Origin of the sequence: Arthrobacter sp. ERGS1:01 (assembly GCF_001281315.1) — a bacterium.
In the GTDB taxonomy this organism is placed as follows: domain Bacteria; phylum Actinomycetota; class Actinomycetes; order Actinomycetales; family Micrococcaceae; genus Specibacter.
This window is the reverse complement of the sequence record NZ_CP012479.1, coordinates 3371706-3395123: the sequence shown is the minus strand read 5'-3', so window position 1 is coordinate 3395123 and position 23418 is coordinate 3371706. Positions and strand designations below refer to the sequence as shown.

General features: G+C 66.4%; 24 protein-coding genes. 11 read left to right on the top strand and 13 right to left on the bottom strand.

Annotation, left to right across the window (positions count from 1 at the left end):
- Positions 1-27: 27 nt before the first annotated feature.
- Both AL755_RS19300 and AL755_RS19295 read right to left on the bottom strand, forming a co-directional pair.
- A complete protein-coding gene (locus AL755_RS19300) occupies positions 28-270 on the bottom strand; it encodes a hypothetical protein (protein WP_054012389.1) in 243 nt (80 codons plus the stop codon).
- A gap of 100 nt (positions 271-370) precedes the next feature.
- On the bottom strand, positions 371-922 hold the full coding sequence (locus AL755_RS19295) for a GNAT family N-acetyltransferase (RefSeq protein ID WP_054012388.1): 552 nt from the start codon (positions 920-922) through the stop codon (positions 371-373).
- 58 nt (positions 923-980) lie between these two features.
- Between AL755_RS19295 and AL755_RS19290 the strand changes: the two genes are divergently transcribed.
- The 3 genes from AL755_RS19290 (at position 981) to AL755_RS19280 (ending at position 3157) form a co-directional block, all read left to right on the top strand.
- Positions 981-1415 carry a MarR family winged helix-turn-helix transcriptional regulator gene (locus AL755_RS19290; RefSeq protein ID WP_054012387.1) on the top strand — a complete coding sequence of 145 codons (435 nt, stop codon included), beginning with the start codon at positions 981-983 and terminating at the stop codon, positions 1413-1415.
- A gap of 128 nt (positions 1416-1543) precedes the next feature.
- Positions 1544-2704, top strand: a complete 1161-nt coding sequence (locus tag AL755_RS19285) for an MFS transporter (protein WP_082369627.1) — start codon at positions 1544-1546, stop codon at positions 2702-2704.
- 72 nt (positions 2705-2776) lie between these two features.
- Positions 2777-3157 (top strand): thioredoxin family protein, encoded by a 381-nt coding sequence (locus AL755_RS19280; protein WP_054012385.1) that lies wholly within the window; start codon positions 2777-2779, stop codon positions 3155-3157.
- A gap of 93 nt (positions 3158-3250) precedes the next feature.
- Here AL755_RS19280 and AL755_RS19275 read toward each other — a convergent pair whose 3' ends face one another.
- Positions 3251-3529 carry a putative quinol monooxygenase gene (locus tag AL755_RS19275; protein ID WP_054012384.1) on the bottom strand — a complete coding sequence of 93 codons (279 nt, stop codon included), beginning with the start codon at positions 3527-3529 and terminating at the stop codon, positions 3251-3253.
- A gap of 75 nt (positions 3530-3604) precedes the next feature.
- Positions 3605-4561, bottom strand: coding sequence for a DNA-3-methyladenine glycosylase family protein (locus tag AL755_RS19270; RefSeq protein ID WP_054012383.1), 957 nt, complete (start codon positions 4559-4561; stop codon positions 3605-3607).
- 73 nt (positions 4562-4634) lie between these two features.
- Between AL755_RS19270 and AL755_RS19265 the strand changes: the two genes are divergently transcribed.
- Together AL755_RS19265 and AL755_RS19260 are read left to right on the top strand one after the other, a co-directional pair.
- A complete protein-coding gene (locus AL755_RS19265; RefSeq protein WP_054012382.1) occupies positions 4635-5144 on the top strand; it encodes a GNAT family N-acetyltransferase in 510 nt (169 codons plus the stop codon).
- Positions 5145-5250: 106 nt separating this feature from the next.
- Positions 5251-5745, top strand: a complete 495-nt coding sequence (locus AL755_RS19260) for a hypothetical protein (protein WP_054012381.1) — start codon at positions 5251-5253, stop codon at positions 5743-5745.
- Positions 5746-5816: 71 nt separating this feature from the next.
- Here AL755_RS19260 and AL755_RS19255 read toward each other — a convergent pair whose 3' ends face one another.
- The gene (locus tag AL755_RS19255; protein WP_054012380.1) at positions 5817-6320 is read right to left on the bottom strand and encodes a hypothetical protein; all 504 of its coding nucleotides are present in this window, start codon (positions 6318-6320) and stop codon (positions 5817-5819) included.
- Positions 6321-6361: 41 nt separating this feature from the next.
- On the bottom strand, positions 6362-6517 hold the full coding sequence (locus AL755_RS23545; protein ID WP_160318934.1) for a hypothetical protein: 156 nt from the start codon (positions 6515-6517) through the stop codon (positions 6362-6364).
- A gap of 251 nt (positions 6518-6768) precedes the next feature.
- On the opposite strand from AL755_RS23545, the gene AL755_RS19250 reads away from it, so the two are divergent.
- Entirely contained in the window at positions 6769-7536 is a 768-nt protein-coding gene (locus AL755_RS19250) for a hypothetical protein (protein WP_150117183.1), read from the top strand.
- Between the two features lie 110 nt (positions 7537-7646).
- On the top strand, positions 7647-8249 hold the full coding sequence (locus AL755_RS19245; protein ID WP_054012378.1) for a hypothetical protein: 603 nt from the start codon (positions 7647-7649) through the stop codon (positions 8247-8249).
- Between the two features lie 28 nt (positions 8250-8277).
- Here AL755_RS19245 and AL755_RS19240 read toward each other — a convergent pair whose 3' ends face one another.
- Both AL755_RS19240 and AL755_RS19235 read right to left on the bottom strand, forming a co-directional pair.
- The gene (locus AL755_RS19240; protein ID WP_054012377.1) at positions 8278-9483 is read right to left on the bottom strand and encodes an SLC13 family permease; all 1206 of its coding nucleotides are present in this window, start codon (positions 9481-9483) and stop codon (positions 8278-8280) included.
- Positions 9480-10418 carry a LysR substrate-binding domain-containing protein gene (locus AL755_RS19235; RefSeq protein WP_054013203.1) on the bottom strand — a complete coding sequence of 313 codons (939 nt, stop codon included), beginning with the start codon at positions 10416-10418 and terminating at the stop codon, positions 9480-9482. The genes AL755_RS19240 and AL755_RS19235 overlap by 4 nt, the downstream gene beginning before the upstream one ends.
- A 178-nt stretch (positions 10419-10596) precedes the next feature.
- On the opposite strand from AL755_RS19235, the gene AL755_RS19230 reads away from it, so the two are divergent.
- The gene (locus tag AL755_RS19230) at positions 10597-14049 is read left to right on the top strand and encodes a bifunctional proline dehydrogenase/L-glutamate gamma-semialdehyde dehydrogenase (protein ID WP_054012376.1); all 3453 of its coding nucleotides are present in this window, start codon (positions 10597-10599) and stop codon (positions 14047-14049) included.
- A 101-nt stretch (positions 14050-14150) separates the two neighbouring features.
- On the opposite strand, the gene AL755_RS19225 is transcribed toward AL755_RS19230, so the two are convergent.
- Positions 14151-14552 (bottom strand): VOC family protein, encoded by a 402-nt coding sequence (locus tag AL755_RS19225; protein ID WP_054012375.1) that lies wholly within the window; start codon positions 14550-14552, stop codon positions 14151-14153.
- 10 nt (positions 14553-14562) lie between these two features.
- Positions 14563-15012, bottom strand: coding sequence for a helix-turn-helix transcriptional regulator (locus AL755_RS19220; protein WP_054012374.1), 450 nt, complete (start codon positions 15010-15012; stop codon positions 14563-14565).
- Between the two features lie 94 nt (positions 15013-15106).
- Here AL755_RS19220 and AL755_RS19215 point away from each other — a divergent pair, with 94 nt between their 5' ends.
- Both AL755_RS19215 and AL755_RS19210 read left to right on the top strand, forming a co-directional pair.
- On the top strand, positions 15107-16483 hold the full coding sequence (locus AL755_RS19215) for a cystathionine beta-synthase (protein ID WP_054012373.1): 1377 nt from the start codon (positions 15107-15109) through the stop codon (positions 16481-16483).
- Positions 16484-16511: 28 nt separating this feature from the next.
- Positions 16512-17672: a cystathionine gamma-synthase gene (locus tag AL755_RS19210; protein WP_054012372.1), complete on the top strand. Its 1161-nt coding sequence runs from the start codon at positions 16512-16514 to the stop codon at positions 17670-17672.
- Between the two features lie 117 nt (positions 17673-17789).
- On the opposite strand, the gene AL755_RS19205 is transcribed toward AL755_RS19210, so the two are convergent.
- The 3 genes from AL755_RS19205 to AL755_RS23350 all read right to left on the bottom strand — a co-directional run bounded on the left by AL755_RS19205 (position 17790) and on the right by AL755_RS23350 (position 22572).
- Positions 17790-21377, bottom strand: coding sequence for an alpha-N-acetylglucosaminidase TIM-barrel domain-containing protein (locus AL755_RS19205; protein ID WP_054012371.1), 3588 nt, complete (start codon positions 21375-21377; stop codon positions 17790-17792).
- 127 nt (positions 21378-21504) lie between these two features.
- Entirely contained in the window at positions 21505-22320 is an 816-nt protein-coding gene (locus AL755_RS19200; RefSeq protein WP_054012370.1) for a hydrolase, read from the bottom strand.
- 30 nt (positions 22321-22350) lie between these two features.
- Entirely contained in the window at positions 22351-22572 is a 222-nt protein-coding gene (locus tag AL755_RS23350) for a hypothetical protein (protein ID WP_150117182.1), read from the bottom strand.
- A 97-nt stretch (positions 22573-22669) separates the two neighbouring features.
- Between AL755_RS23350 and soxR the strand changes: the two genes are divergently transcribed.
- Positions 22670-23140, top strand: coding sequence for a redox-sensitive transcriptional activator SoxR (gene soxR, locus AL755_RS19195; protein ID WP_054012369.1), 471 nt, complete (start codon positions 22670-22672; stop codon positions 23138-23140).
- The last annotated feature ends 278 nt before the right edge of the window (positions 23141-23418 follow it).

Sequence of the window (23418 nt, the reverse complement as noted above, 5' to 3'; positions counted from 1 at the left end):
TCGGGCGTTTTGTTTCCGTGGATGGTTTTAGCCGGCGTGGACTCCGCTTTCCAGTACGAATCCGTCCTGGTGGTGGATCAGCTGGCGACCCATGCCGTCGTCGAGCTGGATCCACAGGCACTGGCGGTCGTTCGTGAGCGTTTCCACGCGCCCGGACAGGCGCCAGCCGCGCTCGTTGATAAGGGCGATCGGCTGGTCCGTGGCCATGGCCGGCCAGACCTCGTGGTCATCCGGATGGACAAAGGCTCGATGGTGCGCGGGACGGGTCATGGTTCCTCCTGCAATGGGTAGCGGTGCGTAAACGTGATTTGAGTCAACACGGCCAGCATGGACGAAAGAAGTGAATTGGCTGTGAACTGCGTGTGGCCGCTCAGGCCATATTCGGTGAAATACCCGGAGCGTCGACGGCGAACACCAGTGAATCCATCCAGCGGCCGCGGATCAGCCTGTCATTCTTCAGATGGCCCACCTGGTCCATGCCGACTTTGCGCAGGACGCCGGCCGATGCCACGTTTTCCGGCCGGCACGTGGCCGTGATGCGATCGAGGCCCAATGGCCCGAACCCGAAGCCCGTCATGGCCATGCTTGCCTCCGTGGCGTAGCCGTTTCCCCAGTGGTCCGGATGGAGCGTGTAGCCAACCTCCGCCACTTTCCCCGCGTATCCCTTGTCCTTGCGCACGGTCAGGCCGATGGAGCCAATGACGGGCCCGCCCGCCAGGGTGATGGCAAGGGTGTAGCCGGTCCGGGGCGTGGCGCGGGCGGTCGCGGCGGCAAAGTCGAGGAAGTCCCGGGTGTCCTGTTCGGAGTTGGGCCCCCACTCCACGAAGACCAGGGTGCGGGGATCGGCGGCGAAGGAATGGACGGCGTCGAAGTCGCGGGATGTGTACTCACGCAGGAGCAGTCGAGGCGTTGTCAGTTCCATCGCCCAAGCCTACGGCCAACTTGACTGTTAGGTAGCCTAATTGTTAGACTACCTAACTATGAGTGAAGATCTTCTGGAACTTGCCCGCCGATACCGCGACATCCTGCGCCAGGCCGTCTATTTGGTCCGCGCCATGGACGCCGACGGCGAGCTGAGCACCCGGCAGGTCAGCACCCTGAGCATGGTTGCCGATGCGCCCACGAGGGTCAGCGACATTGCCCGGTTCTCCGGGATCCGTGTGCCCAGTGCCACGGAACAGGTCATCAAGCTCGAAGCTGCCGGCCTGGTGCAACGCGCGGCCGACGACTCCGATGCGCGGGTAGTGCTGGTCACCTTGACCGCAACGGGCCGTACCAAATTGGACGAGGCGAACGAACGGCGCAACTCCGCCATGGCGCAGGCGTTGACAACGCTCAGCGAGGCGGAGCAGCGGGCCATCGGGGAGGCCCTTCCGGCCATCGCGAAACTCAATACGGCGCTCACGTCGTCGTAGTTCCCGAGATCACCAAAAATTCTTCAGGACAAACACGTAGTAGGAAGAAGGCACAACAAGTGCAGCTCGACACAGCAGGCAAAGCGGTCAACGCCGGTGGGGGAACGCTCCACTCGGAGAAGCAATCAATGCTGAAACAGCCCAAGGCGGTGTGGGCGGTGGCGTTTGCCGCCGTGTTCGCGTTCATGGGAATAGGCCTGGTTGACCCGATCCTGCCGGCGATCGCCGAAAACCTCAAGGCGACCCCGAGTCAGGTTTCGCTGCTGTTCACCAGCTACTTCCTGGTGACCGCCGTGGCGATGCTCATCACCGGCTACGTGTCCTCGCGCATTGGCGGGAAGAAGACGCTGCTGATCGGACTGGCCGTGATCGTGGCGTTCTCCGCCTTCGCCGGAACCTCGAACACCGTCAACGCGCTGGTGGGCTTCCGGGCCGGCTGGGGACTGGGCAACGCCTTGTTCGTGGCGACGTCGCTCGCCGTCATGGTGGGCGTGGCCTCCGGTGGCGCCGCAACCGCCATCATCCTGTATGAGGCGGCCCTGGGCCTGGGCCTCTCGCTCGGGCCGCTCATGGGCGCCCTGTTGGGCGGCTGGCAGTGGCGGGCACCGTTCTTCGGCACCGCGACGGCCATGGCCATCGCGTTCGTCCTGGTCATGATCCTGTTGCCCAAGACCCCGCTGCCCGCGGTGAAGACCCGGCTGCGCGACCCCCTGATCGCCCTGGGCCACAAGGGCCTGCGGACCACCGCCGGCAGCGCCTTGTTCTACAACTACGGCTTCTTCACCATCCTGGCTTTCGTGCCGTTCATCCTGGGCTTCAACGCCTACGGCATTGGCGCCGTGTTCTTCGGTTGGGGCGTTGCGGTGGCCGTGTTCTCCGTGTTCATCGCCCCCATCGTGCAGCGCCGTTTCGGACCCACCAAGTCGCTCATGGGATCGCTGCTGCTGCTCATGCTGGTCCTGGCCGGGCTGGCCCTGGCCGCCGGCCACTCCGTGCCCGTCATCGTGGTGCTGACGGTTATCTCCGGCGCCCTGCTGGGCATCAACAACACGCTGTTCACCGAAATGGCGATGTCGGTCTCCGACTCGCCGCGTCCCGTGGCCAGTGCCGGCTACAACTTCGTGCGCTGGATGGGCGGGGCACTGGCTCCGTTCCTGGCCGCGAAGATCGCCGAACACTACAACGCCTCCGCCACGTTCTATGTGGCCGCAGCGGCCGTGCTGATCAGTGCCGCCGTGATCTTCACCGGGCGCAAGTTCCTCACCACCCACGAGCCCGAGGGCGTGTAGGCCAGGTATTCCCGCTCACGCGGTGAGCGAAACCGTAGCCATGTTTTAGCGTTCGTCCCGTAACGTTAAAGCATGGCTACAGTTGAAATCACCACCGAGTCCTTTGGCAGCACCATTGAAAGCAACGACATTGTGTTCGTTGATTTCTGGGCGTCCTGGTGCCAGCCGTGTGTCCGATTTGCGCCCACCTACGAGGCAGCCTCCGAGGCGCACGACGACGTCCTGTTCGGCAAGGTCGACACCGAGGCCCAGCAGCAGCTGGCCGCCGAAGCCAACATCACCTCCATCCCCACGCTCATGGCGTTCCGTGAAAAGGTGCTGGTCTTCGCCCAGCCCGGCGCGTTGAACGGCACCGACCTGGACAAGGTCATCATGGCCGTCAAGGAACTGGACATGACCGAGGTGCACGCCGCCGTCGCCAAGCAGCAGGCCGAAGGCAGCGCCGCCAACTAGGCTTAAACGGCTTTCGCGCCCGTTTCCGCTTGCCGCGCCCGTTCAACGGGGCGCACCAAGCGGAAACGGGCGCGATTTTTGTTGAGCGTGGGGTTACAGGCGGACGAGCTCCACCGGCGTGGCCAGCAGTGCGCTCAGGGACTCGTCGAGGTCCTGGACGGCGATGCCCTTGCTGTGCTTGTCGAGGTCGGCTTCGGAGGCCCACTGTTCGGTCAGCACGATCTTCTCTTCCGAGTCCTCGGTGATTTCGTACTGGATGCAGCCGGTTTCCTCCACGACCTGCTCGATCGCGATGTCCAGGGCGAGCTTCACGCGGAAGTACTCGCCGTCGTTGGGGATGAAGGTGGCCTGAAGGTTGATGATTTCGCTCATGGAATCAGCCTAGGGGATCGGTGCGCGCGGGCGGCAAGCGGTTCCGGAGTGTGAACGTGCGCGGCAACGGTGGCCTTAGTGCGCGCGGTGGTCCTGGATGGTCATGCGCGGCCCGCGTGCGGGTTTGCGAAAACCGCTCAAATACAGCATCCGCACCACACGTTGCCGGTGTCCGCGCCACGGCTCGAGAAGTTCCAGCATGCCGTCGTCGTCCACGGGTTTCCCCATCAATGCCCAGCCCACATAGGCGGCCAGGTGGTAGTCGCCCACGGCAACCTGGTCGGCGTCGCCGTGCGTGCGCTGGGTGACCTCCGCCGCCGTCCATACGCCAACGCCGGGGATGGTTTGCAGCTTGATCGCGGCCTCCGGTGCGGGCAGCGCAGCCAGGCGTTCAAGGCCCGACGCCGACCGCAGCACCCGCATGACGGTTGCCGAACGCTGCGGGCCGACTCCGGCCTTGTGCCACTCCCAAGAGGGAATGACGGCCCATTGTGCGGGGCTGGGTGCAACCATCAGATCCGCGGGGACGGCCGGATCCGTGCCGGCACCGGGGGCCGGGGTGCCGAACTTTCGCAGCAGCGTCGCGTAGCCGCGGCGGGCCTCCAGGGACGTGACTTTTTGTTCCAGGATGGCCGGGACGAGCGCGTCAACCATGCGCCCGGTGGCCGGCAGGCGCACGGCCGGGTGCCGGCGTCGTGCGTCCTGGACCAGCTGGGGGAGGGTGGCGGCAAAGTCGGGGGAGTCGAAGGCGGACCAGTCATCGCCGGCACCGAGCAGGGCCGGCGCCTCGGCAAGGGCGTGCTCCGCGCCGGGACCCCATGCGCGAATCCGGACCCCGATGGCGGTTTCGGTGGCGCCCAGGGTGGCGGGGCCGAGCGGGGTATTGAAGGCCAGCCACGCCGCGCCGGGCATGAGGCGCACGGTCCGATCGCCCGCGCCCCGGCCGATGATGCCCAGCGTCTGGTGCAGGCTGTAGGCGCCGCCGGCTTCCCAGAGCCGCGAGGTGCCGGCATGCGAGGCGGTGGTGGTCATGCCTCCATGGTCGCATGTGCTGCTGGGAGCCGCCGTGGTGATCCGGCGCAGGCCAATTTGCCATGATTGAACAATGAATTGGCCAATTATTGAATCCGTCGTATCAGAGCGCCTGCGTCTGGAGCCGCTCGCCGTCGGGCATGCGCCAGAAATGGTGGACGTATTGGCCCACGCATCCATCTATGAATTTACCGGCGGAGACGCTCCCTCGCTCGAGCAGTTGCAACGCCGATTCGCGAACCAGGTGGTAGGCCACTCCCCAGACCAGTTGCAGGGATGGTTCAACTGGATCGTGAAATCAAGGGACGGCAACGAGGCGTTGGGATTCGTGCAGGCGACCCTTGAGCGGACCGGGACCGATCTCGCTGCAAACATTGCCTGGGTCATTTCGCCGATCCATCAAGGCCAAGGAGTGGCGTCCGAGGCAGCCACGGCCATGCGCGGTGGGCTGCAGGCCAAGGGGGTCAAGAGCTTCATTGCATACATACACCCGGACCATCAAGCGTCCATGGGTGTCGCACGAAAACTAGCCCTTCACCCGACCGCCGTTACAGAGTGCGGCGAACTCCGCTGGGAATCGTAACGGGAGCGAAGCGATCCTTGACGCTTTAGTTGGTCGGTTCGGTTGCCACGGTCAGGAACGAAAGTTCGCCGGAACACTGACCCCAACGGAGGTCTAGGATGACGTCATGACATGGGGGAACGAGCCAACGCTGGCGCAGCTCGCCGCACACGAACGCAGGCAGCGACGCGTCTACCCACGAAATCCGCGGCACAAGGTCACGTTCGGAATCGGTGCATTCGCCATCGGGGCTCTGGTCTGGGTCGTTGTGTTCCCAGTCCCTGCCATGGTTTTCATGGTCAGCGACCCCACTTTCGGGGACGGCTTCGACGGCGGCCTGGCCGTCATTGGCGCTCCCATCGGCCTGGCGATCGAGTTCGGGATACCGTCAGCTGCCACGATTCTCGTGGCAGGCCTGCTCCTGGTGCGTGTCCGCCGGCAATGGATCCACGTGGTGGTGATCGCAGGGGTGAGTGGACTCACCCCACTGCTGCTCCTTCTAGCACTTTTGCCTTTCACCTCGGAGCACGCATTTGTTTTTGCCGGAGTGCCTTTGACAGCGGCAGTGGCTGCTGCCCTGGGCCGTGTGGCGGCCACGCCGCTTGTTTGTGTGGCACCGTAACCGTCCGAGTGGCCTGGCGGCCGACGGCGTGAACGGCAAAGTTTGCCGGCCAACCCCGGCTCCGGCGGGCTTTAGATGTTTGCCGCAAGAATCGTTCGGCCCCGGTTGAGGATTTCCGTGATGAGGGCGCGTTCCTTTTCGCTGAAAGAGGGACTGTAGTGTTGCCCTTCCGGCGTCACGCTTGCCAGGTTGTTGCCGGAGAAGAGCTTGTCGTAGCACGTGTCCAGGTCCGGGGACCGGTCGTCCAGGGTTGCCCCAACACTTCGGGCAATATCGTTGAACATGTTCCACGCGTTTAGTATTTGGGCGCAGGTCTCCTCGGAGATTGGCAGCTCCAGCAATTGCTCCAGCCCATCCAAATTCTGGACGTCAGCGTTGTCCTCGTCCAAGACCACGCCATAGCGGTGTGCGATGACTGGAAACTCTTCCAAGGTGCGGACGGATACTATTTTCCCGTGATCGACCAGGACACTATCCGTGTCATCCTCGACCGCTTCGGTTCCATCATCGCTTTGCCACACCAGACCGAGCGCCTGGCCTCGAAACATAATCCAGTGCCGGTACGAGATCTTCATCGTCGAATCCTACCCACGAAAAATCTTCCGCCCTTAGCCGGCTACCAATAGACCAGCGCTTCGCGAGCCGCCGCAATGATCTTTCCGGAAATGACGTCGCGGGTTTGTGGCATGTCGTCCCAGTCGTCCATGAGGCAAACCAGGTGGTTCAGCGCCTTTGGGTGCCGCAATTCCAGCCAGCCCTCACCAAAGACCAAGCCCACGCCCCTGCGCGGCGGTAAAGACCCGTCGACGATTCCGGCCAGCCACGTTCCGAAAAAGCCGCCAATCGCACGCTCTCAACTTCCGCACCGGTCATGGGTAGATCCTAATAGCGGATCCTGCATACCCTCGGCAGCGCTGACGCAGCGTCCATGCGATGAGCCGTCCTGGTCCGGCCGTCGCTCGCGAGCCATGCTAACTTCACGTCTATCGTTATTGTCGAGCAATCCTAAAATGGGGGATTTGAATGGTGCTGTCAACGTGGTGGTCATGGCTTCTTGTGCTGGTGGTACTTTCCGTCGTGGCCTTGATCCTGTTCTCGGGCCGCACCATGGCCAAGGATTCCGACGCGGTGGCGGGCGGCACCATGGTCCGGCTCACGCGACGCATCGCCTGGCTCTATGTCGCCATCTGCGGGGTGGGCGCACTGGTCGCCACGGCGGAAACCCTCTGGGACGCGGCAGTCACGGTGAGGCTGCCCGTCGCGGAGTTCTGGCCCAAGCTGCCGGAAACCGTGACCATTCAGACGCCCCTGGCCACGGTTGAATCCGGCGGCTTCGCGTGGGCCAACGTCAGCGTCAGCGGCCTTGATGTGCAAGCCCGGCTCATGCTGACCGGTGCCGTCCTCGCGCAGGCCGCGCTGGCCGTGGTTGCCGGACTGGTCATCATCAAACTGTGCACCGCCGTCATGAACAAGACCCTTTTTGCGCCCCGGCTGACCAAGGGAGTGCAGCAGGTTGCCGGCGTCGTGCTGGTCGGCGGACTCGTGTGGCAGGGCTGCCAGATCTTCGGCGGCACCATGGCCGCGGAGCAGGTCCTCGGCGCCACCGCCTGGGGCCAGGCGGGGGAAACCATTGCGTGGACCGACATCCACACCATGGTGGGCCTGCCATCCGTGGCCTACTCGTGGGAATTCAATTTCTGGCCAGTCGGAGTTGCGCTGGTCCTGATGGTCCTGGCCGAGCTCTTCCGCCAGGGCAGCAAGGTCCAACAGGGCGCGACCGGCCTGGTTTGATGGCCGACGACGACGCACCGGGCATCCACTGCCGGCTGGACGAACTGCTGGTGCACAGCTCGGCGCGGCAGTAGGGTGACAGCAAACATCTTGCGGGCCAGGGGGACACGATGAAGATTGCCGGACATGAAAGCTGGCAGATGGGCGAGGACGCAAGCTGGCACCTCACCGCTGCGCTCTACATCAGGGACGCGCTGGGCTTGCCCGCCACCAAACCGTTCTTCATCCCGCCGGTCCGGCCGTCCATCCCCGAACATATTCCGGTGACAGGTCCGGAGCTGGACATCCTGCTCGCCGGGGAATGGGCACTCTGGTTCTCCGACTTGTTGGCGGACCACGTGGACTGGGGAACGGACCAGCCCCTCAACGGCACGGTGTTGGAGCGGCGCTCGCAGGCATTTCAACAGGCCGTGGCGGACCACGCGGAGGCAGCCGGGGAGGCAGCGAGCACCTTCCGGGACAGCTACGGCCGGCACTTCCAGGCCAACTTCAAGTCTGAAGGACCCGTCATCAACCGGCTGGTTCGCTCGGTTGAAAAGGAACGCGGCCACAGGGCCGCGCCCTTCGAACTGCAGCTGCGGATCCTGCCCGTTGAAGGAATCTGGCTGCACCGGGTGAATCCGCAGCTGGTACTCCTGAGTGAGGTCACACGCCGGGACCCGGGATCCCTCAAGAACCTCCTGGGCCCCGTGATTACCGAGCTGGCGCGCTAAACCCGCCCTGCCGGCGTCGTGCCTTCAATCAGCCGGGCATGCCCGCGGCCAGCCACAACGCCAGCACCGCGCCCGGAACCACCACGATCAGCAGCGCCGCGCCGGCCAGCGCATAGCCGCGCCAGGAGACCGAGATGCCCATCGCCTTGAGCCGGCTGTGCCACAGCAGCGTGGCCAGCGACGCCCAGGGGGTCACGATCGGGCCTAGGTTCACCCCGATCAGCAGGGCCGCCAGCCGGACGGGGGAGTTGGCCGCCGGTTCAAGCGCCAGGAATGCCGGCAGGTTGTTGACGGCGTTGGCACTGAGCGCGCCCACCCCGGCCAGTTGCAACAGGGCCACGAAGCCGTCGCCGCTTCCGGAGAAGGTGCCCAGCGCCGCGGACAAACCGTGGTCGTGCAGGGTCTGGACCACCAGGAACAACCCCACTGTCAGCAGCAGCGGCTGAACCGGAAGCATGCCGGGACGGATGGCGCCGCGCTTCCGGATAAGGAACACGAGCAGCAGGAAGACCGCGGCTATGCCTGCCGGAATGGCCACGGTGACCCCGGAAACCAGCGCCGGAAGCAGCGCGGCCACGGTGATGCCGCTGATGACCAGCAACGGTTTGTCGGCCACGGGCTCCGGCGCCGGCGGCGCATACCGGCCGCGGAAGTCCTTGCGGAAAATCGCGAACAAGAACACCAGCGGCACCACCACGCCCACCAGTGCCGGCGCCCACAACAGCCCGGCAAATCCCAGCGGACTCACATCCAGTTGATGCTGGGCCAGCAGGTTGGTCAGGTTCGACACCGGCAACAGCAGCGACGCCGTATTGGCCAGCCACACCGTGGTCAGGGCAAACGGCAGCGGGTGGATGCGGGCGTGTTTGGCCAGCGAGACCACCACCGGCGTGACCAGCACGGCCGTGGTGTCCAGGGACAGGAAGATGGTACTGACGGTCGCCAGCGCCACCACCATCAGCCACAACACAATCACCCGCCCGCCGGACACCGTGCCCGGGGTGGCGCCGGAGCGGGCGCCCCGGGCCGCCAGCTTCGCCGTGACAAAGCGGAACACCCCGGCACTGTCGGCCAGCTCCGTCACTACGGTCATGGCCGCCACGAACAACAGGATGGGGATAGTGCGCCCGGCCAGTTCCTCGGCCGACGCCCGGCTCAGCAGGCCCGTGAACAGCAGGACCAGGCCAATCGCAAAGACGGCCGACGGCGTCCCCGCGGCAAGAAGCTTCCTCACGATTCACCGGGGTTGCGTGAGATGCGGCGGGCAGTCTGCTCCAGGATTTCCCGGCACGCCAGGATGGCGGGGCGGCGCTGGCTGGCGCGCCGGGCCGAGGTGAATACAGTACGCCGGGGGAGCCCCGGCAAATCGATGAGCGTGAGCGCCGGCGGCCGCCCGGTCCACATCAAATCCGGAAGCAGTGCCACCGCGTTGCCGGATTCGATGAGCCGCACCTGCGCCTGGAGGTCGGCGGTTTCAAAGCGGACATCGGGTTCAAAGCCGGCCTGCCGGCACGCCTGTTCGGCCCAGTGCCGGGACGCCGCGCCGCGCGGCTCCATGACCCAGGGAAGCCCGGCCGTGTCCGCAATGTCGGTGATGGGCCCGTCATGCAGCCTGGCCAGGCCGCCGGCAACGTCGTGGGACGGTACCGCCAGCCGGATCGCGTCGGTGGTCAGCACCACCCGGTCCAGTTCGGGATGCCGTGGCGCGGCGTGGCCCGGATATTGTTCGGCCACCACCAGGTCAAAGTCGCGGGCCCAGGTCTCGTAAAGCGCCGTCTCCGGTTCCCGCTGCACCATCTCAATCCTGACGTCGGGGTAGGTTTCGGCCATGGCCGTGAGCATCTCCGGCAGCAGGGCCAGGGCCGCGGATTGGAACACCGCCAGTTTCACCGTTCCGGCCACCGTGGTCAAGGACGCGTTCATGTCGGCCTCGGCCCGCTCCAGCGTCTCCAGGATTTCCGCCGTGTGCGCCACCAGGATTTCCGCCTGCGGGGTGAGCTGGACGCGCCGGCCCACTTTGCGCATCAATTTCACGCCCGCCTCCTTCTCCAGCAGGGCCAGCTGTTGGGACACGGCGGAGGGGCTGTATTGCAGGGCCAGGGCCACGTCGGCCAGCGTTCCGCGGATGTGCAATTCGCGCAGCAGCCGCAGGCGTTTTACGTCCAGCACGGGCATCTCCCGACAGTTAAGGAATAGTGACTGATATTCATCATAAATCACCACTTTTACTTATTGAACATTGGTCTCATACTGGTGATGAGAACGCTGAATCCGCGCCGTTGGGGACGCGGTGGCCGGCACCCAGCATCAGGGCTTCCATCCAGTAGAAAAGAACGCACCAATCACCATGACAAGTTCCGTCACCGCGGCCACCGCCGCCACCATCCCGGTCCCCGGCAATGACCTTGCCGACGAAACCATCGCCCTCGTCCGGCACTGGCTCACCGAAGCCGCCAAGTTCCCCGCCGATGTGTCCGCCCAGCGCCTGGCCGGCGTCCTGAAGGACCCCAACGGTCTGGACTTCACCGTGGGATTCGTCGACGGCGTCATCCGCCCCGAGGACCTGGCCGTGGCCGGCCGCAACCTGGCCGCACTGGCCCCCAAGGTGCCGGCATTCCTGCCCTGGTACATGCGCGGAGCCGTCCGCCTGGGCGGTGTCATGGCCCCCGTGCTGCCGCAGATCGTGATCCCCATTGCCCGCAAGGTGCTCCGTGAGATGGTGGGCCACCTGATCGTGGACGCCACCGACGCCAAGCTGGGCCCGGCCATCGCCAAGATCCGCCAGGGCGGCGCCGATTTGAACGTCAACCTCCTCGGCGAGGCCGTCCTGGGCGAGCACGAGGCCGCCCGCCGCCTGGAAGGCACGCTGCGCCTGCTGGCCCGCGACGACGTCGACTACGTCTCCATCAAGGAATCCTCCACCGTGGCCCCCCACTCGCCGTGGGCCTTCGACGACGCCGTCGACCACATCGTGGAGAAGCTCACCCCGCTCTACACGCTGGCCAACTCCTTCCCCAAGGCCAAGTTCATCAACCTGGACATGGAGGAGTACAAGGACCTGACCATGACGCTTGCCGTGTTTAAGCGCATCCTGGAAAAGCCCGAGTTCAAGCACCTTGAAGCCGGCATCGTGCTCCAGGCCTACCTGCCGGACACCCTCGCCGCCATGATCGACCTCCAGGAATGGGCCGCCGCCCGCCGTGCCGACGGCGGCGCAGCTGTGAAGGTCCGCATCGTCAAGGGCGCCAACCTGCCCATGGAACAGGTCCAGGCCTCCGTCTTCGGCTGGCCGCTGGCCACCTGGGGCACCAAGCAGGACTCGGACACCAACTACAAGCGCATCATCAACTACGCGCTGACCCCCGAGCACATCGACGCCGTGAACATCGGCGTGGCCGGCCACAACCTCTTCGACGTGGCCCACGCCTGGCTGCTGGCCAAGCAGCGCGGCATCAGCGCCACGTCCGGCCAGCTGGAATTCGAGATGCTGCTGGGCATGGCCACCGGCCAGGCAGAGGCCGTCCGCAAGGACGTCGGCTCGCTACTGCTCTACACACCCGTGGTGCACCCCGGAGAGTTCGACGTCGCGATCGCCTACCTGATCCGCCGCCTGGAAGAGGGCGCCAGCCAGGACAACTTCATGTCCGCCGTCTTCGAGCTCTCCGAGAACGAGGCCCTGTTCGAGCGCGAGACGAACCGCTTCCTGGCCTCCCTCCACGCCCTGGACATCGAGGTGCCCGGCACCAACCGCACCCAGGACCGCAACGTCCCGGCCGCCGCGGCACCCCGCGACTCCTTCGCCAACACCCCCGACACGGACCCGGCGCTGGCCACCAACCGCGTCTGGGGCAAGGACATCCTGGCCCGCATCCCCGGCTCCACCCTGGCCAACGACATCGTCGCCGCCACCACCGTCACCGAGCTGTCCGAGCTGAACCGGATCGTGGACACCGCCGTCGAATCCGCTGCCGCATGGGGCGCCATGACCGGCGCCGAGCGTGCCGCCGTGCTGCACCGCGCCGGCGATGTGCTCGAATCCCGCCGCGCCGAGCTCATGGAGGTCATGGCCTCCGAGACCGGCAAGACGCTTGACCAGTCCGACCCCGAAATCAGCGAGGCCGTGGACTTCGCCCACTACTACGCCGAGCGCGCCAAGGACCTGGACACCGTCGACGGCGCCACGTTCGTCCCCGCCAAGCTCACGGTCGTGACCCCGCCGTGGAACTTCCCCGTAGCCATCCCGGCAGGCTCCACGCTGTCGGCACTCGCCGCGGGCTCCGCCGTCGTCATCAAGCCGGCACCCCAGGCCCAGCGCAGCGGCTCCCTCATGGTCCAGGCCCTGTGGGACGCGGGCGTGCCCCGCGATGTGCTGGCGTTGGTCCAGCTCGGCGAGAACGAGCTCGGCACCGCCCTGGTGGCGCACCCCAGCGTTGACCGCGTGATCCTGACCGGCGGCTACGAGACCGCCGAACTGTTCCGCAGCTTCCGTTCTGATCTGCCTCTGCTGGCCGAGACGTCCGGCAAGAACGCCATCATCGTCACGCCCAGCGCCGACCTCGACCTGGCCGCCCGCGACGTGGTCCAGTCCGCCTTTGGCCACGCCGGCCAGAAGTGCTCCGCCGCATCCCTGGTCATCATGGTCGGTTCCGTGGCCAAGTCGGCACGCTTCCGCAACCAGCTGATCGACGCAGCCTCCAGCCTGTTCGTGGGCTACCCGGAGACCGCCACCACCCAGATGGGGCCGATCATCGAACCGGCCGCCGGCAAGCTCCACGCCGCCCTGACCACCCTCGACGCCGGCGAGAGCTGGGCAATCGAGCCCAAGCAGCTCGACGAAACCGGGCGCCTCTGGTCCCCGGGCGTGCGCACCGGCGTCGCGGCCGGCTCCACCTTCCACCTGACCGAGTTCTTCGGCCCCGTCCTGGGCGTCATGGCCGCGGAAACCCTCGAAGAGGCCATCTCGATGGTCAACCGGATCGACTACGGTTTGACCTCCGGCCTGCACTCCCTGGACTCGGCGGAGATCGGCCTGTGGCTGGACACCGTGCAGGCCGGAAACCTGTACGTCAACCGCAGCATCACCGGTGCCATCGTGCAGCGCCAGCCCTTCGGTGGCTGGAAGAAGTCGGCCGTTGGCGCCGGCACCAAGGCCGGCGGCCCCAACTACCTGGTGGGCCTGGGCTCCTGGGAGACCGCGGCGTCTTCGGCCACGGCAACCCTGGGTGACGCCGCGCGCAAGATGCTCGCGGCCGCCGCGGAGCTCTCCGCCGATGACACCGCGTTCCTGACCCGTTCGCTGCATTCCGATGCCGCCGCATGGGCCGATGAATTCGGCACGGCCAAGGACGTCTCGGCCCTGTCCGCGGAGCGCAACGTGTTCCGCTACCTGCCGCTGAACCCGCTGGTGCGCCTGGCCGAGGGCGAATCCGTCGCCAAGCTGCTGCGCGTCCTCGCGGCAGGCATCCTGGCCGGGGCCACCCCGGCAGTCTCCACCGCCGTCGTTCTTCCCAACGCCGTCCAGGCGCTGCTGGTGAGCCTGCGCATCACGGTCACCGTGGAGAACGACGCCGACTGGCTGGCCACCGCCCGCCGCTTCGGTGCCGGCCGCATCCGCCTCATCGGCGGGGATTCCTCCGCGGTTTACGAGGCAACCAGCGGACGCCCCGACCTGGCCATCTACCACGGTGAGGTCACGGAAGCCGGGCGCATCGAGATGCTGCCGTTCCTGCACGAGCAGGCCGTCAGCATCACGGCGCACCGCTTCGGCACGCCGAACCACCTCTCGGACGCGCTGATCTAACAGCCCACGCCCCGTCTGTGTTGCACTTGTTGGACTGGATAGCGCTCTCCGAAGCGATTTTCGTCCAATAAGTGCAACACAGACTGGGTTAAGCGGGAATGCTAGCCCTGCGAGATGCGCACCGTGTTGCCGGACGGGTCGCGGAACGCGCAGTCGCGCGGGCCCCACGGCTGGGCGATGGGTTCCTGCAGCACCTCGGCGCCGGCGGCGACCGCCTGCTCAAAGGTGGCGTCCAGATCCGAGGCGCTGAAGTTGAGCATGGGCAGCATGCCCTTGGCGAGGAGGCGGGCCATGTCGTCGCCGTCCTCCTGCGAGCGCCCGGCGTGCGGTTCGGACAGGACGATGCCCAGGCCCGGCTGGGTGCTGGTGCCCATGGTGACCCAGCGGAAGTCGCCGCTGCTGACGTCGTTTTGGACTTCGAGGCCCAGGGCGTCGCGGTAGAAGGCGATGGCCTCGTCAGGGTTGTGCACGGTTAGATGCGTGTATTGCAGTGAAATAGTCATGGCATCAACGCTAGTGCGCGTCGCGTGCCGGGGCTTCTTCGTTCCTGCTCGACTTGCCGGGACCGTTGCGGGCCGGCCGGGTGGCGAACCTGACGAAGCACGGCGGCATGGCCTCGATGGCGCTGTGTTCCCGAGCCCGGTAGGCGCTGGGGGTTTCGCCCATGATCTCGGTGAACCGGGAACTGAAGGAGCCCAGCGAGGTGGCGCCCACGGCCATGCAGGCGTCGGTCACGGAGGTGCCCGCGCGCAGCAGTGCGGCGGCCCGTTCGATGCGCCGGGTCATGAGGTAGTTGTACGGTGTCTCGCCATAGGCGGCGCGGAACTTGCGGGAAAAGTGCGCGGCGGACATGAACGCCTTTTGGGCGATGGTGGGCACGTCCAGGGGGAGTGCGAAGTCCCTGTCGATCATGTCCCGGGCCCGGCGCAAAAGCGTCAGGGTTTCGAGCTCCTCGGGTGTCATGATTTGAGGCTACCAGCCGGGCTCCGCACGCCACGGTGCCCCAAACGGTAACCTCCGGTGGCCTGCGCCCGCTGCGGGGGTTACGTTTGGACGTATGAAGTATGCGAACTCCATCCTTGACCTCATTGGCAACACCCCGCTGGTGAAATTGAACAAGGTGACCGAAGGGATCCGGGCCACCGTCCTGGTGAAGCTTGAGTACATGAATCCGGGCGGCTCCGCGAAGGACCGCATCGCCGTCAAGATGCTTGACGAGGCCGCGAAGGAGGGCAAAATCCTCCCGGGCGGCACGGTGGTGGAACCCACCAGCGGCAACACCGGCGTCGCCATGGCCATGGTGGCCCAGCAACGCGGCTACAACTGCGTGTTCGTGGTCCCGGACAAGGTGGGCGAGGACAAGCGCGCCGTCCTGGAGGCGTACGGCGCCGAGGTGGTGGTGACGCCGACGGCGGTCGCCGCGGACAGCCCGCAGTCCTACTACGGCGTCTCCGACCGGCTCGTCACGGAAATCCCTGGCGCCTACAAGCCGGACCAGTTCTCCAACCAAAACGGTCCGCTCAGCCACTACGAGACCACGGGCCCGGAAATTTGGCGGGATACCGACGGCACGGTGACGCACTTCGTGGCCGGCGTGGGCACGGGCGGCACCATCACCGGCACCGGCCGGTTCCTGCGTGAGGTTTCCGCGGACCGCCCCGCGGGCGAGGTGCAGATCATCGGCGCCGACCCCGAGGGCTCCGTGTACTCCGGGGGCACCGGGCGTCCCTACCTGGTGGAAGGCGTGGGAGAGGACATCTGGCCCAGCTCCTACGACCCGGCCGTGCCGCACAGGATCATTGCCGTCTCGGACAACGACTCCTTCGCGATGACCCGGCGGCTGGCCCGCGAGGAGGGCCTGCTGGTGGGCGGCTCCTCCGGCATGGCCGTGGTGGCCGCGCTGGAAGCGGCCAGGGGGCTGGGACCGGAGGCCGTCGTCGTCGTTCTCCTGCCGGACAGCGGGCGCGGGTATTTGGGGAAGATCTTCAACGACAAGTGGATGCAGTCGTACGGTTTCTTGAAGGTCACCGACGAACCGGCCATTGGCGACGTGCTGTCCGCCAAGACCGGGAAGCTGCCGGACCTGGTGCACATCCACCCCAACGAGACTGTCCGCGACGTCATCAACCTGATGAGCGAATACGGCGTGTCCCAGATTCCCGTGCTCACGCAGGAGCCGCCCGTGGTGATGGGCGAGGTGATCGGCTCGGTCGATGAACGCACGCTGACCGGCAAGCTGTTCCGCGGCGAGGCGAAACTGACCGACAAGATCACCGAACACATGCAGGCCATCCTGCCCATCATCGGCTCGCTGGAACCGATTTCCGCCGCCCGCGCCAAACTGCAGGACGTCGATGCGCTCATGGTGACGTTCGTGGGCGCCCCCGTGGGAGTCCTGACCCGCCACGACCTGCTGACCTACCTCAACGACTAGCGTTCCGACCGATTTTTTAGGAGACACCATGACTGAAGGCTTCAACACCCGCGCCGTCCACGCCGGGCAGACCCCGGACCCCACCACGGGCTCCGTGATTCCGCCGCTGTACCAAACCACCACGTTCGCCCAGGACGGGATCGGCAAGCTGCGCAACGGCTACGAATACGGGCGCGGCACCAACCCCACCCGCGATTCGCTGCAGGCCCAGCTCGCCGCGCTCGAAGGCGGGGACTTCGCGTTCAGCTTCTCCTCCGGGCTCGCCGCCGAGGACGCCCTGATCCGCGCCCTCCTGGTGCCCGGCGATCACATCGTCATGGGCAACGACGTCTACGGCGGCACCTACCGGCTCATCAACCGGGTGCTGTCCGTGTGGGGCATCAGCAACGCCGCCGTGGACATGTCCGACGCCGGTGTGCTGGCTGCCGCCGTCACGGCCGGCGGCCCCGGCGGGGCGACGAAGATGATCTGGGTGGAGACGCCGTCGAACCCGATGATGAAGATCACCGACATTGCCGCGATCGCCGAGGTGGCCCACGCCGTCGGCGCCCTGCTCGTGGTGGACAACACCTTCGCCTCGCCGTACCTGCAGAACCCGCTGGCCCTGGGCGCGGACATCGTGGTCCACTCGACCACCAAGTACATTGGCGGGCATTCGGACGCCTCGGGTGGGGCCATTGTGCTCTCCGATCCCACCGCGGCCGAAAAGATCGGCTTCGTGCAGTTCGCCGTGGGCGCCGTGTCCGCACCGATGGAGGCCTGGCTGACCACGCGTGGGCTCAAGACCCTGGGCGTGCGCATGGACCGCCACTCCTCCAACGCCCAGCAGATCGCCGAATGGCTGCTGACCCGGCCCGAGGTGGAGCGCGTGCTGTACCCGGGCCTGCCGGAGCACCCCGGGCACGAGCTGGCCGCCCGCCAAATGCGCGGATTTGGCGGCATGATCTCCGTGCAGTTCAAGGGCGGGGAGGCTGCAGCGCGCAAGGTGGCCGAATCCACGCACCTGTTCACGCTGGCCGAGTCGCTGGGCGGCATTGAATCGCTCATGAACTACCCGTCCGAGATGACGCACGCCTCCGTCAAGGGCACCGAGCTGGCCGTGCCGGAGAACCTGATCCGGCTCTCGGTGGGCATCGAGGACGTCGCGGACCTGATCGCCGATCTGGAACAGGCCCTCAACTCGCTCTAGCCCCGCCGCCCGCTAAGACGCCGTATCACTTTTGGTGCCTTTTCCCTCAACGCTTGTGCAATGGGTGCACAAGCGTTGGGGAAAAACCTGCCAAAAGTGATACGGCGTTTGGGGTGGTTAGTTGTGGCGGGAACGACGCCGGTTCGCCGTCAGTGCCAGCCCTCCCGCCAGGACCAATACGCCCAACGCCATGATCGGGGCCAGGCCCGAGGGGCCGGTGCTTGCCAGCCCGCCGGCCGAAGGCGTTGTGGTGGGGCTGCTCGCCGGGCTTGTGCTCGAGGCGGCTGCGCTCTTTTCGCCGCCGGCGCTTGCCGTTGCCGTTGCCGTGGTCTGGACGGGAGCCGAGGTTTCCGTAGCCGTGGCTGTCGGCGATGCGCTCGCGCTGGCCGTGACCGTTGCCGTGGGTCCGGCGGTTGCAGACGGGCTCGGCGTCGCCGTTTCGGTGGGTGTCGCCGTCTCCGTGGGAGCAACGACGGGGTCGGCGCAGGTGACGCGGGCGTTGGCCCAGTCGGCGCGGTCGAACCAGTTGACGTCGCCCTCGGACACCTTCAGGGTGAGTGTCTTCACGCCCGTCAGCGGGACCGAGACCGGCGTGGGTGCGCCGCCGGTGAGCTCGCCGCTGTTGTACAGTTCCTTTCCATCGCCCAGCACAATGAACGTCACGGACGGGGTCTTGCCGGGCTGATCCATGGTGGCGTCAATGCCCACCATGGCCTGGAAAACGGTACAGCGGGCGCTCACATTGAAGTCGATCGTGGTGGGTGCCTGCACCCCGAGGCCTGTCGCATAGCTGGTGCCGCCCACGTTGATGGGGTTGCGGACCCGAGTGGCGGCGTCGCCAATTTCGGTGTCGCGGGCAATCTCGCCGAACTCCGGCAGGTAGTCGGTGTGCAGGAACGGCAGCTGCGACAACTGGGTCACGCCGTCACCCGGTGCGGCCGGCGCGGGCTCGTCGCCGCCACAGCCCACCCGGGCATCGGCCCAGTCGGCGCGGTCAAACCAGTTCACGCCGTTCGGATCCACGTTCAGGGTCAGCAGGTCCACGCCCGTCACGTCCACCGACACGGCCAGCGGCTTTTGCGCCACCGTACCCGTGCCCGCGGTGAAGGCGCCCGAGGTGTACAGCGTCTTGCCGTCGCCGAGCACATTGAAAATCACGTTCGGGGCCTTGCCCGGCTTATCCATCGTGGCGTCAATGCCGGCCACGGCCGTGAAGCTGGTGCACTGCCCGGCCAGATTGAACACGATCGTGGACGGCGAGTTCACGCCGAGCCCCTTCGCGTACTCCACGCCGTCGAGGGTGATCTTGTCGCGAACCTTGGTGCCGGCGTCGCCAATGGCGGTGTTGCGGCCCGTGGCGCCCAGCGTCTCGTCGTGCTCGTCGGAGACGAACGGCAGCTCGGACAGGTACGTCACGCCGTTGCCTGGAGGGGCCGGCAGCGGCTGCGGCTTGGGCGTGAAGGCCGTGGCCTCGGTGTAACGGGCGACGGCGGTCCCTGCCAGGGCGTTGATGTCACCGCTGGCCGTGGTCGGGTAGCCGCCGGCGGGTTCATAACCGGCGGTGCCGTTGACGAACGCGGCCCCCATGGCACCCCAGTTGGGGGCGGTGCCCGGCCCGGTGCCGGCCATCTTTTGCTCGAGCGAATCAAAGTACGCGCTCCAGCGGGCCTTGTAGTAGCCGCCCACCAGGCCGTTCCACTCGCGGTTGGCGTAGTCGTTGAGGTCGGACAACGTGGGTGACCACAGGGTGATGATGGAGCGCTGGTCCGCCTCCAGGGCCGCCTTGTCCGCGGCGACGGTGGTCGAATCCGCCGCCTGCTTGAGCCAATTGCCCAGCAGCTGGGAGGAATTGGTGCCGGCGATCTTGTCCATCAGGTCCATGGTGTCCAGCCACATGGTGCGCAGGCTCGCAAAACTTTCGGTGTCACCGGCGTCGTATGCGGCCTTGATCTTCGGCAGCATGGTCCGGGAGAGGTTGGAGAGCACCTGCCGGGAGACGTCCATGAGGTCGTACTTGTACGTCTCGGTGGCTTTGACGGCGGCGCTCGCGGCCAGCAGCTTGGGCAGCGCGGCGGCGAACGTGTCCATGTCGTAGCGCTGCTCCTGCGGCGACCAGGCCGCGGCCGTCTTGACGGTCAGCGACGGTTGGGCGCCGAACAGGCCGTCGGCGGCCTCGCTCCAGCCGTCGTCGCTGGGCAGATCGTAGGCGGTTTGCCGCAGCACGTCCCAGGCGGCGGCCGCGTTGGGATCGGCCACCCCATAGCGGCGCTGGGCAAAGTCGGCAAACCAATTGGTCAGGTTGGCCGGGGCGTTGCGCCAGGCCAGTCCGGCGAAGAAGTCAAAGGCGGCGGGGTTGTTGTCTCCGCCCTCGGGGATGATGGCCAGGCCCTTCATGGCGCTGCCGGGCTTGTTCAGCCATTCGTAGTAGCGCTGGTTCTGCACGGAGATCTGCGAGCCCATGGTGGTGTGGCCGCCAAAGTTCCAGATGGTGCCAAAGGCGTACGGGATGCCCTTCCAGGTGGCCTCGCGGTTTTGGCCCGTATAACGGTCCGAGAGCCCGTCAACGATGAACGTGGTGGCCGGGTTGGCGGCCGCCACGACTGCCTGCGGCGGGTTGCTCTGCCAGCCCAAAAGCACCCAGAGGGCGTCCTTGTGGGCGGTTTGCAGCGCATTTTCCACGGACTTCGTGGCCTGGGAAACGTTGACGGATCCGGCCGTGCCACCTTCGTGGAGCAGGTCCATCTTGTACATCGAGGAGGCGCCCAGCCGGGCCGTGGACGCGTCGTAGAACGCCTTGGCGAGCTGCGGGTAGAGCGCGTTGTTCGGATCCAGCCAGTCTGGGCGGGTGTAGCCGCCCACCCAGCCGCCCTGCGGTACGACGGCGGCTCCCGGGTTCTTGTCCTTGAAGCCGGCCGGGACGGTGCCAAAGTAACCAGGGAGCACCGGGACCATGCCGAGGGAGCGCAGGTAGTCGGCAATGTCGCGGCCAAGCTTTGCCCGCTCGTTGACGGTGTTCATGGTGATGGGGTGGGGATCGCCGGACATGTTTTGCAGCAGCCACCACGGCTGGTGCGCGGATTGTGGGGTCCAGGCCAGAATCTCGGACTGGGTGTAGCCAAACTGCTTGAGCACGTCCAGGTAGACGGCCTCGGTACCCACGGGCATGAAGACCTCGTTCAAGCCGTGCAGGGCGAACGTGTCAATCATGTCCTTCCACTGCTCCAGGGAACGGTACGCACCCGTGTAGCCGTCCTCGACGTCGTTGTTGACGAAGCGGTGCGCCACATTCGCCGTGGCCTGGATGGGGGCTGTGGCCGGCAGGGTTGCCGGCAGCTTCAGCGAGCTGCCGTTCCAGGACGTGGACTGGTGCAGCACCTGGCCCACGTAGGCGTTGAAGCCGGCCAGGATGGTGGCCGGGGTGGAACCGGTGATGCTCACCCGGCCGCCGGACGCGGTGACCTTGTACGTGTCCTGGCTGTTGTCCTTAGCCATGAGGGCCAGGTCAAACTTGGCGGCGTCGGCGCCGGCCAGCCTTGCCAGCACGGCCGCGGCCGGTTCGGCGCCGGCACCAATGCTTGCCGCGGCGGGCAGCGCCTGCGCCTGCTGTGCCCCGGCGGGGGAAACCGGGCACAACAGTGCGGCGGCGATGGCAAGGGAAGCGGTGGCCGCGCTTAAACGCAGATAGCGGCGCCAGGGCGAAGGCATGGGCTGGATCCTTAGGATGGGCGGCGCCGCACCCCGTGGGGAAGGAGCGCGGCGCCGGGCTTATGTTATGGATCACATCATGGCACAGCCGTGGCCGCGCGCGCCCAAGATGACGGGCCTCTTGCCGCTATTCCTCCGGCGTGCCGTCCAGCCAGTCCATGTACCGCCGAAGCGAGCGGGCGGTGATCTCCTTGGCGCCGGCGTCGAGGATGCGGAAGGCGCCGTAGATCCTCTCGAAGGGCAGCGGTTCCGTGACGTCCAGGATGCGCAGGATGGCCTTTTTGGGCAGCGGAATGTTGTTGACGTAGCTGCGCATGGCGTTGACCGACGTCCGGTCACCCCCAACGGCGATCGTGTCGCCCGTGAGCAGGGCGCCCCGGCCGCCCGCACCCGCCGGCCAGTGCAGCACGCTGCTGCCCGCGAAGTGCCCGCCGCACTGGTACACGGGCACGCCCGGCAACAATTCCTGCCGGTCCTGCCAAAGCCGGATGACGGGGTCCGGCCGGCGAATCCATTGCTGGTCTGCCGCCGCCACGTACACGGGCACCCGGCCAAACGCGTGGCTCCATTGGATCGAGGATCCCGTCAGGTGGGGGTGGCTGGCGGTGACCGCCGCGATGCCGCCCAGCGCGCGCACCTTCGCCACGCCGTCGTCGTCAATGAATCCCGGCGGCTCCCACAACACGTTTCCGTGGTTTGTCTGGAGGAGCAGGCCGCGTTGGCCGATGCCCAGCTCGGGAACCGTTTCCACGGCGTGCAGCCCCGACTCCAGCTCGGTCACGACGGTGCGTAAGCCCTGGCCGGCGAGTTCGTCGCGGGTGGTCCAGCGCTGCCCGCCGGGCGGGATGAATTGGCGTTCGTCGGCGCATATTTCGCAGATCTGCGGCGGTGTGGGGGTGTCTGGGTGTTCGATCGCGCACGTGGCGCACGTCCAGATGGTCATGGAATTCCTTTTGGCTGGTTGGTGGAGAGCTTAGCGCGGGCCGGTGAGATGACCGGCCCAGAGCAGCGACATCGATTCGTGCGGAAGCGGGCGGTCCGGGGATTGCCGACGACGACGGCGCTCCCGTTGCGTGGGGTGGGCGGGCACGTTTTCATGGCCCCGATTGGCGCCGGAGGCCGCGGCGGCCGGGGTTGGTGCAAGCTGGGTCGGCGCTTCGGATCGGGTCCTGCGGGACAACTGTGCGGCGGTCATGGAAGCTCCTTGGGGTGGTGCCCGGTGAGTGGTGTGCTCCAGTGAAACAGCTCAAGCTAACTTGAGGTCAACCGCGGAGGCGTGGCAGGCTGGCGGCATGGCCCACATTGCCCCGAACGAGCTGCTCACCATTGGCGAACTGGCCCGGCGGGCCGGTGTTTCCGTGCCCACCGTGCGGTACTACGAGGAACGCGGACTGATCCGCTCCCAACGCACCGCCGGCAACAAGAGGCTTTTCCCACGGCACGTGCTGCGCCGCCTGGCCCTCGTGGCGGCCGGGCAGCGGGTGGGCCTGACCCTCGCCGAAATCGCCAACGCACTGGCGGAACTGCCGGCGGACAGGGCGCCGTCCCAGCGCGACTGGACCCGCCTGAGTACGGGCTGGTCCGAGTTGGTGGCTCGGCGGATTCGACAGCTTGAGGTCCTGCAGGAGTCCCTGGACAGCTGCATCGGATGTGGCTGCCTGTCCCTGGGGAAGTGCACCTTGTTCAATCCGGGCGACGAAGCCGCAGCCGAGGGGCCGGGCTCCCGATGGGTGCGGCGGGCGGAAGCCGGCGGAATCCGGTGAAGAAGCCGGGGCGGAAGCCGGCGAATAAAAGACGACTAAAAAAGATGCAGGGTCGCAGGCGGGCAAAAATCGGCCAAATCGGGGCGCCGAGGCCAAGAATCCCGAATTAAGCCACGGTGCTTACACCATGAATTTCCGAAAACTGTGTCGAAAAGATAACAAAATCCTGATTTAAGTATCAATTTGATTAAGTTCTGTGGGTGCCCTACCGTTGAAGTACCCCAAGGGGACGGCCGGACCATCTGGTAGGCCACGAATGCCCGGGCCTGTTCACACCG